Below are 11,736 nucleotides of genomic sequence, written 5' to 3' on the forward strand. Positions count from 1 at the left end.
GAGTTGACGTCCTTAAAAAAGCTAGTGTGTTTTACTTCTTGCCCTTGCGGAGCGGACCGATGACCATGGTCATGTTGCGCCCGTCCTGCTTTGGCTTGGTCTCTACGACACCGTATTCGGCGACGTCCTGCGCCAACCGATCCAGCAACCTGTAGCCGAGCTCAGGTCGAGACTGCTCACGGCCGCGGAACATGATGGTCACCTTGACCTTGGAACCTTTTTCAAGGAACCGGACCACATTACCCTTCTTCGTCTCGTAATCGTGGTCATCGATCTTCGGACGAAGCTTCTGCTCCTTGACAACAGTCTGCTGCTGGTTCTTCCGGGACTCGCGCGCCTTCTGCGCGGTCTCGTACTTGAACTTGCCGTAGTCCATGATCTTGCAGACCGGAGGCTTGGCGGTGGGGGCTACCTCCACCAGATCCAGATCCGCCTCATACGCAAGCTTGCGGGCGTCCTCGATGCGGACGATGCCCACCTGCTCACCACCGGGTCCGACGAGCCGGACCTCAGGAACTCGAATTCGCTCATTTATGCGAGCTTCAGCGCTGATGTGTACTCCTAGGGTTGCAGTGAATAATGCGTGATACCGCACCGCAACCTGGACATCCCACGTCTCGTGACGAACCTGGAAATAACGAAAACCCGTTATCCCATCTATCGATGGAAACAACGGGAGACCCAGGTACGTAGCCGATCATCGATGCTAAATGCAGCTAAACCAAACAATCCGGAGAAAACTCCGTCGAATGGTTAAACCGACAAGAGAAACGATCGGCGACTACGCGACAACCACTGTCCAACCCGGCGACAATGCCGAGCGGCTTATGGTGGGAGGGACCTCCACTTTGCGACCCTGCGCACTTCCGATATGGTACGCCTTCCACACTCAACTTCAGACACCCAGGCGTCTGATGATTTTTGCGACAGACATAACATGCAACACGAAAGCCCACAATGGGCGGTAGTGGTTTAAAGTATATCATGACTAGCTGCACCACCAAAGTGCACGCCCCTCACCCCGAGATCATGGACCCGAATCAGGGCACCACATAAACGACAGCATTGTCACCTCCCCTACATTCCCAGGCACCTGCCCCCTTCGGAGAACAGGTCATCCGGTATTTCTTACCGGTCACCGGTGACACCGCAGAAATTGCCCGGGTAGAATTACCTCCCTGATCGGCTATCTGCTTTCCGACGTTCATGGCGAACCCACAGCTAGTCACGTCGGTTCCGGCATAGACGCCAGAACGACCGGAGTCTCCGCAGCGCATGGCCCCGTCGGGAACTCCGAACCCGGACCGACGCTCAGTCGTCGTCGGTTTCCTGGAAGTTTCTGCTTTCGACGGCGTCGGCGATACTTCATCCGTTTCCTCCACAGACACACGTGCCCGCGGTGACTCCTTGGGGCTCGTGCCGGTGTTCGGGGAGCTCACAGGTGTAGATTCCGAAGGCGCCGCCGTCACCGTGACCACCGTCGTTTCCACGACCACAGCCTCTTCGTCCGTACGAGTGGTTGATTTGTCTCGCTCCGGGCTACCCCACCCCAGTACGGTGAAGCCGAGCACCAGCACAGATAGCGCTGCAATGATGACAACAACAAGGAAACCTATGACGACACCGGTCGCACCACGCACCGCTGGCCTCCCCGACGGGGCAGGCTGCGTCGACGGTATCTGCCGTGAAGTTCGCTGCCCCGCAGCCCCAGCACCGAGGGGCGGAAGCTGCTGGGTCGGAGCCGGATCCGAGGATGCACCTTTCCATGAGAGATCCGAGGTGCTCCCGGCATCGTGTGTGAAGACGTCGCTCTCCGGAGGGATTTCCGACCACGGGTCTCGTGAAACGGAACCGGCCTCATGTTCTGAAGCTCCACGGTCACCCGTTCCGCTGCCATTCGTTTCAGTCACTAGTGCACCTCATTCACTGTCTGCCGACGGAAAGAGAACCGGAGACTCCGGACTCCGGGGAGGATGGCTCGGCACATCACACTGTCGAGGATAGTGCGCCCGCGTTCAGCGGTTAGCCCCGTCATACCCCGGAACTACACACAGATCCGTCTCACCATTGGCGCCAGATGACAGATAGCACCCCCAGACATCGGAATGTTCTCGAACCGTCCAATCACTCTGTATATCGCAGTCTAGACTCTGGAATTATGCCCGCCGAAAAAAACGACCGTAAAGATCTGGTAGAGGCGCTGGTGAGCCTCACAAACGCCGAACAAGCGGTGCGTGAGGCCCGCGCAAAAGTGCAACACGCCCTGGAAGGTATTCCCGTCGCTTCCACAGCCCCGATCAGCTCCGGTGTCGACAATCATGCTTCACAGATTCCGTTACAGAAACAGGATCCTTTCGTCGATGGGGCCCCGGCCACAGGTCCCGTATCTGTATCGGAAAGTACACCCGTTGTCTCGCCCCACATTCCCGCAGTTAGGTCCCCGGAACCCAGATCAGCATCACTTCCCCGGGTACCGGCTGACACCCAGGATCCATGGTGGCGATCGGAGAACGCAGTCATCCGGTTACTGGCGATAGGTGGCACACTGATAACTCTCGGCGGGGTGGCACTATTAGTTGTCCTCGCCGCACAGAGCGGACTTCTCGGGCCACTCAGCCGAGTGCTCCTCGCTTATCTTCTGGCGGTCGGCCTCGGAGTCGGCGCAGCCGTGGCCCGGAATCGGCTCGATGATCGAGCTCAGAACACCCAGACGATTGTGTCCGCATTCCTGGTCACAGCGCTCCTCACCGCCCTTACCACGACCTGGTTCGTCGTATTCAGGTATGAGTGGTGGCCCGGATGGGTGGGTTCGACCTTCTGCATGGCGCTATTCCTTCTTCTCTCCATCACCTGCGCGCGCAAGTGGCGGATGGAACTTACGGGAATCGTTCTCACCATCGGCGCAAGCATTTTCGCGCTTCACTGGTCCTGGTGGCAGGCAGACATGGCTTTCACTTCCGCCGAATGGTCCTGGCCCTCGTCACTCCCGGGACTTCTACTGTTACTCGTGACCTTCGGTTTGGGTTGGCCCAGGGCCCGGATCACCGCTTCCGTCTGCGTGATCGGTGGTGCCCTGTTCAGCTCCCTGAATATCCTCCGTAGCCCGGTAGACGTGTATCTGTCTTTCGGTGTCGCGATCATCGTTTCCCTGGTGTTCACCGCAGCCGTCCTCTATGACCGCGTACCGACCTCGGCCACCGCCGAAAAACTAGCCTCCGCGTGGACACCACTCCTGGTTCTGTTCCTGGTGTTCTCCAACTTCTTCGCCTTGGAAGGACGCCTCCCTTCCGCCCTCTACTGGGCACCATTCGTGCTGCTCGTCTTGATGGCTGCCGCGGGATACCGGTCCTCGCTTCTCCCCCACCCCACGGGACGGTGCTCCCCTGCCCACTTCGTGGCTCCCACGCTGATCACAGTCGGAACCGCCGCAGCCCCTGTCTCCCTACTTCTCGTTGATTTCCAGAACCGAACGAAGCTCGACTACAACCAACCCGAACCTGCGGTCCTGGCCTACCTTCCGGTAGCCTTCCTCGCTTTCGCCATCCTCGCGGTTCCGGCCATGGCGCGTCTCCACTCGGGAAACGCACCATGGATCGCCTGGGCGCTCATGACGGTAATTTTCACCGCCCTACCTGCGACAATGGTGTTCGGACAGGGGGTTGATTCTCTCCGAAATATTCTCCCGTTGACTGAGGGGGTCCTCATAGCGATCCTCCTCTGCATCATTCCGGTGGCGCGGAAGCAGATCGGCGAGCTCTCCGTCCAGGTTCGGATACTGCTTGCCCTCGCAGGTCTTCACCTGTCGACGGTCGCAGTGGTTACAGTATCGACCTTCCTAGTGGGCATTTTCGGCAACGCTGAGCTTGGATTCCTCCTCGGCCATGCAACAGTTTCGATACTCTGGATCGCACTCGCCGCTTACGTACTACTCGGGGCACACAATATGAATGCACAAGCGTCGCTGGGTGCGGGCACGCTTTTGGCGGGCGCCGGCACCGCAAAATTGATTCTCGTCGACCTTGGAACCATCAGCGGTGTTCCGAGGGTTTTCGCATTCCTCGTATCAGGCATCGCACTCCTCTCCATCGCCGCATTCCGGACACAGCGTGAACGGACCGCCCCTGGAATTACGGATTCCGGAGGCGATGAGACGGTGATTGTCCCAAAGTCTGCGGCAGGAGACATCGAGAACACGTCAGGTGTCGACTCAACAACCTGAAGCAGCACCACGGCCTTTCCACTCAGTTCAGTAAAGGTTGGAGGAACTGCCCGGTGTGGGACTCCGCAACCAGCGCGACATCTTCCGGAGTGCCTTCCGCAACGACGCGACCGCCTCCCGCTCCCCCTTCCGGGCCCATGTCGACAATCCAGTCAGCAGCCTTGATCACATCAAGATTATGCTCGATAATGAGGACACTGTTTCCCTTGTCCACCAGCCCCTGAATGACGAGCATGAGTTTACGTATGTCTTCGAAGTGGAGGCCCGTTGTGGGTTCGTCGAGGATGTAGATCGTCCGCCCATTGGATCGCTTCTGAAGTTCGCTGGCCAGTTTCACACGCTGTGCCTCACCTCCGGACAAGGTTGTCGCCGACTGCCCGAGGCGAACATAGCCGAGTCCCACCTCCACCAATGTATTCAGGTACCGGTGGATGGACGTGATGGGACGGAAAAACTCCGCGGCTTCACTGATAGGCATGTCCAGAACCTCTGCAATGGACTTACCCTTGTACTTCACCTCGAGGGTCTCACGGTTGTACCGCGCGCCCTCGCACACCTCACATGGGACATAAACATCCGGGAGGAAGTTCATCTCAATCTTCAACGTTCCGTCGCCACGACACGCCTCGCACCTCCCGCCCTTGACGTTGAATGAGAAACGTCCGGGTTTGTACCCACGAACCTTGGCCTCGTTTGTTTCTGCGAACAGCATACGAATCTTGTCGAAGACACCGGTGTAGGTAGCAGGATTCGATCTGGGTGTACGTCCGATCGGGGACTGGTCGACCTGAACCAGTTTGTCGAGGTGTTCGATTCCGTCGACACGTCTCGCTTTACCCGGAACCTGGCGTGCTTTGTTCAACCGGTTTGCCAGAACACGGGCGAGGATCTGATTGATCAGTGTGGATTTACCAGATCCTGAAACACCGGTGATGCAGCACAAGACACCGAGAGGAAGGTTCACATCGACGTTGGCGAGGTTGTTCTCCCTGGCACCAACGACGGTGAGCATCCGGTCCCGGTCTATCGGTCGGCGTTCGTCCGGAACCCCGAGGGAACGTTCACCCGACAGGTATTGCCCGGTAAGAGATTCCGGGCAGTCGCGGATTCCCCCGGGATCCCCCTGATAGACGATCTCGCCGCCGTATTCGCCGGCTCTCGGTCCGATGTCGACGAGCCAGTCGGCGGCATTAATCGTGTCTTCATCGTGTTCCACCACGATCAGGGTGTTTCCTATGTCCCGGAGATGTTCGAGAGTGGTGATCAGACGCTGATTGTCACGTTGGTGCAGCCCGATAGACGGTTCGTCGAGTACGTAGAGAACTCCAGCCAGACCCGAGCCGATCTGGGTTGCGAGTCGGATTCGCTGAGCTTCCCCACCGGAGAGGGTTCCGGCCGCACGATTGAGCGAAAGATAGTTCAAACCGACATCGAGGAGGAATTTCAGTCGTGCCTGAATCTCCCGGAGAACAGCACCAGCGATCATCTGCTCCCGAGGCCCCAAGATCAGGGTGTCCAGAAACTCTGCGGCGTCCGCGACCGAAAGCTGCGTCAATCCCGCGATGGACTGCTCCCCGTGTCGGTTCGAGGCTAAACGAACTGCCAGGATCTCCGGCTTGAGCCGTGTTCCTGAACAGGTAGGACACGGAACTTCTCGCATGTAGGAGAGTATCCGGTCCTTCTGACTGTCGGAATCCGTCTGATCGAGTTTGCGCTGCAGATACGGCAGCACCCCCTCGAATGGCGCGGTGAAATTACGGACACGACCGTATCGATTCTTGTAGCGGACACTCACCTGATGTTTACTACCGTGGAGAACGGCCCGCCGTTGGGCCGCAGTGAGCTCACTGAACGGGGTGTTCTCGCTGAAACCCATCGCCTGCGCGAGCCCGGTCAAAAGTTTGGTGAAGTATTTGGTGTTGAAACCGGTGTTCCACGGCTGAATAGCCTCCACGAGAGGGACATCGACGTCGGGAACGACGAGATCGATGTCGACTTCCAATTTGGTACCCAGTCCATCACATGCGGGGCAGGCACCGTAGGGGGAATTGAAGGAGAAACTCCGGGGTTCGAGTTCATCCACTCCGAGCGGATGACCGTTGGGACACGCCATCTTCTCGGAAAATCGGCGTGTCCTGTTCTCGTCATCGTCATCCAGGCTGACGAAGTCGAGGATGACTACTCCGTCAGCGAGCCCAAGTGCGGTCTCCACTGAGTCGGTGAGCCTCTGCTTCTGCGTCGGTTTCACCTGGAGCCGGTCCACCACGACTTCGATGTCGTGCTTGACCTGCTTCTCTAGTTTCGGTGGATCGGAGAGTTGGTGAACCTCTCCGTCGACCCGGACCCGGGAGTATCCCTGTGCTGCGAGGTCCGCGAAAAGGTCGACGAACTCCCCTTTCCGCGTACGCACCACCGGTGCGAGAACCTGGAACTTCAGTCCCTGTTCCATGTCAAGGACCTGGTCGACGATCTGCTGCGGGGTCTGCCGTTCGATGACCGCATCACATTCCGGGCAATGTGCGGTCCCGGCACGAGCGTAGAGCAATCGGAGATAATCGTAGACTTCCGTGATCGTCCCGACCGTCGAACGGGGGTTCCGGTTCGTCGATTTCTGGTCAATAGAGACAGCCGGGGATAATCCCTCGATGAAATCCACATCAGGCTTGTCCATCTGTCCGAGGAACTGACGGGCATAACTCGAAAGAGACTCCACGTAACGGCGCTGCCCTTCAGCGAAGATCGTGTCGAATGCCAGGGAGGATTTCCCGGAACCTGAAAGGCCGGTGAACACGACCAGGGTGTCGCGGGGCAGATCGATGTCTACCCCCTTGAGATTGTGCTCGCGCGCTCCGCGCACGATGAGCCGATCAGCCACTGGCCTCAGTACCTTCCGGTTGAACGTGTAGAGGGCAAACAGTATCGAACATATCAACGACTGGGGTGATTAGCTAGTCTGTGCACATGACCCATGATGTCACTCTGCGCTCCTTGTCCGTGTCCGAGATGGACAACAACTGCTTCTTCCTCATCGCCGGTGATCGCGCTTTACTCATTGATGCCGCGGATGACGCCGACCGACTGATCTCCTTCGCCGCGGAATACGGCGCGACGATCACAGGTGTCGTCACCACGCATCGACACTGGGATCACGTTCGAGCACTTCCGGAGGTGCTCGAACGGACCGGCGCGATCCACTACTCCTCTTCCCTCGACGCCCCGGCACTGCCCGCTCGAGTTGACGTCGAGCTCGACCACGGTGCGGAACTTCAGTGGGAGCAAATGAACTTCCCGGTGTTCGTCCTCCGCGGACACACACCTGGAGGCCTCTGCATAGAGGTCACCATTGACGGAACCACGCATCTTTTCGTCGGGGACAGCCTGTTCCCGGGAGGAGTCGGGAAAACCAACGGCGACAGTGATTTCCGGAGGCTTCTCTGCGATGTTTCCACCCGAGTCTTCGACGTCTACTCCGATGAGACGGTGGTGCATCCCGGACACGGTCGGGACACGACCGTCGGTGCTGAACGTCCGCATCTGAAGGAATGGAGTGAGCGTGGGTGGTGACCCTAATGCTCGCTCATGTGCACGTATCCCGGGGAAACCGGTAGGATTACCGGACAGTCGCACGTCGTAACCCTATTTACCGGTTTTTCACGGGACAACGGGTTGCCACGTGCCGGACCCGGTACTCAACCAAGGAGCCAAGTAACCCATGATCCGCAAGCTCGCCCGACCGATGCTCGCCTCCGTGTACATCGCGGACGGCGTCGACACCCTCGCCAATACCGAGGCCCATGTGGAAGGCACCGAGTCTGTCATCACCCGACTGCGTGGCGTTCTTCCACGGCAATACGCCGCATTCGTGCCGACTGATCCGGAGCTCGTCGCCCGAGGTCTTGGTGCCACCAAAGTGGGTGCAGGCAGTATGCTGGCACTCGGAAAGTTCCCGCGACTGTCCGCATTCACCCTCGCGTTGACGTCCATCCCGACGATCCTCGCACGTCACGCTTTCTGGGATGCGGAGGACAATCAGGAAAAGAGTGCACGTCGTTCCGGCTTCCTCACCTCCATTGCTCTCCTCGGAGGACTGTTCATCACCACCGCCGACACCCAGGGTAAGCCCGGTATCGCCTGGCGCACGAAGCACGCCGCGAAGGTGACCAACAAAAAGGTGCAGAGGGCACTGCCCACAAAGTCTGAGACGGAGAAATTCGCTGAATCCGCCTCCGAGCAAGCTTCCGCTCTTGCTCACTCCACCCGGGGATTCCTCGGCGACGCCGGTGAGAAGGCAACCGAATACTTCGGCGCCGCCCAGGACTACTTCGAGGACAACAGGGACGACTGGCTGAAGGCTGCCGAGTCCAATGCGAAGATCGCCAAGAAACGGGCTGTGAAGCTCGCCAGCCAGGCGCAGAATCGCGCTGATGAAGCCCGTAAGACTGCCTCCAAGAACGCCGAGAAGTACCAGAAGCAGGCGGACAAAGCTGCAAAGAAGGCACAGAAGAAGTGGGGTCGGAAGCTGGACCTCTGATCCTCTGCCCTGCCCGCCCTTCGACACGCCCCGCCCACCGCCAACCGGTCGGCGGGGCGTCGCATGTGCTTCGTCTGCCCCCCTGGGGATGGACCCCCGCTTCCAGCAGAACTAGAGTTTCCCTTACCATTCCTCGCGCCAATCCCGACCGAACAACGGGATCCCGAGCGTGAATCTCCCCAGGAGTACTGACCGTGCAGCATCGATCCCGTTTTTCTTCTCCACTCCCCAGCAACGGGAATCCGGAGATCGCCACGGAACAGGCATACACCGATATGCTCTTCGCGCGACTTGATGCGGAGGTGGCACAGTCGACTGAGCGGCTCCGTGGAGTGATGAAGCGTGTCGACGCCGCCAATCCCGACGCCGAGGCTCTCGTCGAGAGAGAGACGGAGTACCACGCACTCAACGCCCGTCTTGACCGGTTGAATCTCGCTCAACTCGGTCTCGTCTTCGGAAGAATCGATGTTCGGGATCCTGATGCGGAGAACCCGGTACCGGAGTTTCCCGAGCTGGACCGGCGATACATCGGAAGGATGGGACTCGATGCCAGGGAAGACGGATATCGCACGTTGTTGCTCGACTGGCGCGCCCCGATGGCCAGGCCGTTCTATCTCGCGACAACCGCGCAACCGGAAGGTGTGACCGTCCGCAGACACATCCGCACGAGTGGCCGGACGGTGACCGGTATCGATGATGAACGTTTGTCCGTCACACCGGGTACACCTGAATCGGTGTTACGCAGCGGCGTCGGAAGCGAATCTGCCCTACTCCCCGTGCTCACCGCACCACGCACCGGCCACATGGTGGATATCGTTGAGACGATCCAGCGTGAGCAGGATGTCATCATCCGCGACCGGACCCGCGGGGTCATGGTCGTAGAGGGGGGGCCTGGCACAGGGAAAACAGCGGTGGCACTGCATCGTGTGGCCTGGTTGCTCTACACGTGGCGCGAACAACTCGCAGCGACCGGTGTGCTCATCATCGGACCGAACCGGACGTTCCTCGATTACATTTCCCGTGTTCTACCGGAGCTCGGTGAAACCGGTGTTGTCCTCTCCACCATCGGTGAGCTCTACCCCGGTTTCAGTCCCGAGGCCTCGGATAACCTGTTGACCCGAGAGATCAAGGGATCAGAGGAGATGGTCACGATTCTCGCGGAAGCGGTCAAGGCCCATCAGACACTCCCCGATGCCCCCGTCAGGATCAAGGTGGAGGGACTCGATCTTCTCCTCACACCGACGATGGTGAAGAAGGCCCGCACACGGGCACGTCGTTCGCGCCGACCACACAATCTCGCGCAACCGGTGTTCCGGGAGCATCTCATTGAACAACTCACGGACCAATTGGCAGAGAAGATCGGAGCTGACCCGCTTGGTGGCCGAAATCTACTCAGTGGCGGTGATATAGCGCAGTTGCACGAGGACCTCATGGAGGAACCGTCTGTCCTCGCCACCGTGGACGCATACTGGCCGGTGCTCGACCCGGAATCTGTGCTGAATCGACTACTCAGCGACCGAATCGCAATCGCCACAGCAGCCGCCGACTACGACGATGAAACCCGCGACGCACTGTACCGGGAACCCGGCTCCCCGTGGACGGAATCCGATGCGGCACTCCTTGACGAACTCGCGGAACGCTTGGGGATGCCCGATCCTGACGCCGCCCGGGAGGCAGCCGAACAGAAATGGCGTGAACAAGTTGAGGACGCCCAGGAGGCCCTGGACATCCTGAGTTCATCAGCCTCCTCCGATCTCGATGATGGGTTCGAGGCTGAGGTGCTTTCCGCGCACGATGTCATCGACGCAGAAACACTAGCGGAACGGCAACGTTTCCGTGACACCCGGACGACAGCAGAACGCGCCCGCATGGACCATACGTGGGCTTACGGGCATGTGATCGTCGACGAAGCCCAGGAACTCTCCCCCATGGAATGGCGTATGGTCATGCGCAGATGCCCCTCCCGGTGGATGACTCTCGTCGGCGACACAGCACAAACTGGTTCACCCGCAGGTGTGGATTCCTGGACCGACACACTATCCCCCTATGTGCACAGTCGCTTTCACCGGCACGAGTTGACGGTCAACTACCGCACACCACGGGACATCTCGGATGTCGCGGCGCAGCTTCTACCGATGATCGCGCCTGAACGTACTCCGGCGACAGCCATCCGGGATACCGGTTGGGGAGTCAGGTTCCTGCCCGATGAAACTGATCCGACAGAGGTCATCCGCACGCTACACGACCGATCTCCTGAACGGACGAGTGTCCTCATTGCCCCAGATGACGCCCAGGTAGCGGGGAGCGTCACGGTGAACGCGGTTAAGGGACTCGAGTTCGACCATGTTGTCGTTCTGGATCCGGCCGCAATAGTCGGACAGTCCCCCCAGGGCTGGCAGGATCTCTACGTCACATACACCCGTGCTACGCAGTCCCTCACCGTGATCGGGCGGCCTCCCCACCCAGTGGAATGACCGCCGCAGAATACATCCCGTCAGCTCACGGTGTGCACGATCATAACGTCGCACTGGGACTGGCGGGCTACATCAGCGGGAACAGAGCCGAGTAGACGACCCGTCAGTGAGTTGATACCCCGGTTTCCAACGACGAGCAGATCAGCCTCGTTCTCGTTCACGATCGCCATCAACGCCTCCACCGGAGTACCCGGTTTGATGGCGGTCTCCACCTTCGCGCAGCCGATCTTCCTGGCTGCCGCGGCTGCCGCATCAAGGTTACGCTGAGCCGGATCATCGCCGAGAACAGTGACGGAGTCCTTGCGCAGTGTCTTCAGCGCCTGTTCCTCGGACTCGTAGTACGCACAGCCGACGATCAGAGTGGCATCGAATGCGGCAGCCATCGCCGCCGCCCGCTCAACCGCCAACATCGACGACTTCGAGCCGTCCGTTCCAACGACGATCTTGGTGTAGTCACTCATAGTGAACCTTCCGGTGAGAGATCAGGATATCGTGCTCTGATTATCCGGCAC

8 protein-coding genes are annotated in these 11,736 nt (G+C 59.3%); 4 read left to right on the plus strand and 4 right to left on the minus strand.

Annotation, left to right across the window (positions count from 1 at the left end):
- Nucleotides 1-31: 31 nt before the first annotated feature.
- Nucleotides 32-595, minus strand: coding sequence for a translation initiation factor IF-3 (gene infC, locus QWU44_RS06825; RefSeq protein WP_370914946.1), 564 nt, complete (start codon nt 593-595; stop codon nt 32-34).
- Nucleotides 596-1,040: 445 nt separating this feature from the next.
- Complete coding sequence (locus QWU44_RS06830; protein WP_370914947.1) at nt 1,041-1,640, minus strand: hypothetical protein; 600 nt, start codon at nt 1,638-1,640, stop codon at nt 1,041-1,043.
- A 518-nt stretch (nt 1,641-2,158) separates the two neighbouring features.
- Here QWU44_RS06830 and QWU44_RS06835 point away from each other — a divergent pair.
- Nucleotides 2,159-4,219: a DUF2339 domain-containing protein gene (locus QWU44_RS06835; RefSeq protein ID WP_370914948.1), complete on the plus strand. Its 2,061-nt coding sequence runs from the start codon at nt 2,159-2,161 to the stop codon at nt 4,217-4,219.
- Nucleotides 4,220-4,241: 22 nt separating this feature from the next.
- Here QWU44_RS06835 and uvrA read toward each other — a convergent pair whose 3' ends face one another.
- The gene (uvrA, locus tag QWU44_RS06840; RefSeq protein ID WP_370914949.1) at nt 4,242-7,094 is read right to left on the minus strand and encodes an excinuclease ABC subunit UvrA; all 2,853 of its coding nucleotides are present in this window, start codon (nt 7,092-7,094) and stop codon (nt 4,242-4,244) included.
- An 86-nt stretch (nt 7,095-7,180) separates the two neighbouring features.
- On the opposite strand from uvrA, the gene QWU44_RS06845 reads away from it, so the two are divergent.
- The 3 genes from QWU44_RS06845 (at nt 7,181) to QWU44_RS06855 (ending at nt 11,224) form a co-directional block, all read left to right on the plus strand.
- Complete coding sequence (locus QWU44_RS06845; RefSeq protein ID WP_370914950.1) at nt 7,181-7,783, plus strand: MBL fold metallo-hydrolase; 603 nt, start codon at nt 7,181-7,183, stop codon at nt 7,781-7,783.
- Between the two features lie 148 nt (nt 7,784-7,931).
- The gene (locus QWU44_RS06850; protein WP_370914951.1) at nt 7,932-8,750 is read left to right on the plus strand and encodes a DoxX family protein; all 819 of its coding nucleotides are present in this window, start codon (nt 7,932-7,934) and stop codon (nt 8,748-8,750) included.
- A 188-nt stretch (nt 8,751-8,938) separates the two neighbouring features.
- Nucleotides 8,939-11,224 (plus strand): helicase, encoded by a 2,286-nt coding sequence (locus tag QWU44_RS06855; RefSeq protein WP_370915355.1) that lies wholly within the window; start codon nt 8,939-8,941, stop codon nt 11,222-11,224.
- Nucleotides 11,225-11,244: 20 nt separating this feature from the next.
- On the opposite strand, the gene QWU44_RS06860 is transcribed toward QWU44_RS06855, so the two are convergent.
- Complete coding sequence (locus QWU44_RS06860; protein ID WP_370914952.1) at nt 11,245-11,685, minus strand: universal stress protein; 441 nt, start codon at nt 11,683-11,685, stop codon at nt 11,245-11,247.
- Nucleotides 11,686-11,736: the final 51 nt, after the last annotated feature.

It is taken from the genome of Corynebacterium sp. CCM 9203 (genome assembly GCF_041357675.1).
In the GTDB taxonomy this organism is placed as follows: Bacteria; Actinomycetota; Actinomycetes; order Mycobacteriales; family Mycobacteriaceae; genus Corynebacterium.

What these genes read in the sequence shown, in the direction of transcription:
- QWU44_RS06835 (WP_370914948.1), top strand. Translation starts at nt 2,159, where the DNA reads ATGCCCGCCGAAAAAAACGACCGTAAAGATCTGGTAGAGGCGCTGGTG.
- QWU44_RS06845 (WP_370914950.1), top strand. Translation starts at nt 7,181, where the DNA reads ATGACCCATGATGTCACTCTGCGCTCCTTGTCCGTGTCCGAGATGGAC.
- QWU44_RS06850 (WP_370914951.1), top strand. Translation starts at nt 7,932, where the DNA reads ATGATCCGCAAGCTCGCCCGACCGATGCTCGCCTCCGTGTACATCGCG.
- QWU44_RS06860 (WP_370914952.1), bottom strand. Translation starts at nt 11,685, where the DNA reads ATGAGTGACTACACCAAGATCGTCGTTGGAACGGACGGCTCGAAGTCG.